The sequence below is a fragment of the Leptolyngbya sp. FACHB-36 genome (assembly GCF_014695955.1).
Taxonomy (GTDB): Bacteria; Cyanobacteriota; Cyanobacteriia; order Leptolyngbyales; family Leptolyngbyaceae; genus FACHB-36.
The window spans coordinates 1-1,687 of the sequence record NZ_JACJPG010000053.1 but is presented as its reverse complement, the minus strand read 5'-3'; the positions used below and the strand labels follow the sequence as shown (position 1 = coordinate 1,687).

Here is a 1,687-nt window from a genome sequence, read left to right as displayed (position 1 = left end):
ATGATGGCAAACAGCAGCGCAAACGGAACCTTCATCGCCAACAGCACTGGAATCAAAAACGCCGTCATGAACGCGGCTAGCAGCACTTGGCTGATGAAGAAATTCTGAAAGTTCAACCGCAGCGATTCCATCAGCGGCACCCCGACCTGCGGCGGCATCAGGTTCATCAAGCCAAACCAGACTCGATCGCCATACAACAGCATGTAGAACGACAGCACCAGAATCAAAATGCCATCGATCAACCCCGTCAGCGTGCCCAGCGCAACAGTCAGCGCCTGCGTTGCCAATGTCTGAAGCTGGCTTTCTATCTGAGCATTGATGCGTCCGCTAACCCCTCTAAGGTCCAGCGGCAGATTGCGCGATCGTGCCCACGTGTCCAGCGCCAGCACGTTTTCCTGACTGGTTTTTAACCACGCTGGAATTTTTTCCTGGAGCAGTTGAGTTGTTTGATCCAGAATCAGCGGCACTAGCGTTACCCCTGCCAGCAGCAGCAGCATAAACGTGGCGAGCAGCACCAGCGTGACGGCTTGCGATCGCGTTACCCGCGCCCGCTCAAAAAACCGCACCGGATAGTTCAGCAAAAACGCCAGAATCGCCGCGATCACCAGCACCGTGATCAGATGCTCGAAATAGCGATAGATCTGCGTCAACAGCCAGACATTAAGTGCCAGGACGGGACCGCTCAGCCCAATGATCAGCAGGCGTTGAAGCTTGACTGGACGATTCATCATGGCTCACTAAGGCGAAGCGTTTTGGCTCACTGACGCTGGCTGCGATCGCGGCTTGAGCGCCTGACCTCCTATTACTAGCAGGACGATCGCAACTGTGCCAATCCCCAGTGGATTCGGCATCCAAAACACCGCCTCCAAATGATTCACCTCACCGGGCGTTAGCTGCCAAACTAGCTGCTGTCCCTGCCGGGTGGCGGCGATCGACTCCCGAGTTGTCCGCGCTCCCCAGGGAGCCTCTAAGCGAAACTCCAAATCGACGAGTTCAGTCGGACTCAGGATCACCGTTCCATTCGAGGACACGCCCAGCGATCGCAAATCCAAATCGTACGCTAAACGGTTGCGCTCCAACAGCAGCAGATTACTGCGGGACAGCGACAGGTGCGATTCAATATCCGGTAAATCAGGCGTTGCGGTCCCCCGGGCTTCAGTCGCCGGACCAAAAAATTGATTGAACTTCGCTTCCAGATCTGCCCCGTTGCTGAATGGAATCCGCACCATGAGATCCTGCGCCGATCGCCGCAAGACCCGTCCGCCGACCTGTCGGCTGCGCTGCTCGATTGTGCTGAGCCACTGCCGCACGGTGGCGTCGCTCAGGCTTCGCAGCCGCTCGCCGACTTGAATGTGCTGCACAATTTCCCCCTGCTGGGGACTCTTGAAACGAACGCCAACGTCGTATTGGACGCAGCCCGACAGCACGAGCGACGCTAGCAGCAGCAGGCAGACGGTTTTCACGCGCTTGAACCAGCGGGGTACAGCGGCGATCGTGCCGGAAGATTCTACAGCGGGGAATTTGTGGTTCACGGTTTCCTAGGGCGTGTCGGACTTCTCTATCCATCTAACAACCATTTCGCGCCAATGGCATCGCCTCATCCCTGACTGAGCCACAGAAGTCCACCCAAGGTGGCAACCGCAGCAATCAGCGCCAGCCAGACAAACTGGTTCTCTTTGGTATTGAC

The 1,687-nt window shown here is 56.9% G+C and carries 2 protein-coding genes; both read right to left on the bottom strand.

Annotated elements, in window-relative coordinates; all coding sequences use genetic code 11:
- Window positions 1-731: AI-2E family transporter (locus H6F43_RS00745; RefSeq protein ID WP_242025217.1), on the bottom strand; the 731-nt coding region annotated here is incomplete at its 3' end.
- 6 nt (window positions 732-737) lie between these two features.
- Window positions 738-1,532 carry a DUF3153 domain-containing protein gene (locus H6F43_RS00740; protein ID WP_199290083.1) on the bottom strand — a complete coding sequence of 265 codons (795 nt, stop codon included), beginning with the start codon at window positions 1,530-1,532 and terminating at the stop codon, window positions 738-740.
- Window positions 1,533-1,687 lie beyond the last annotated feature (155 nt).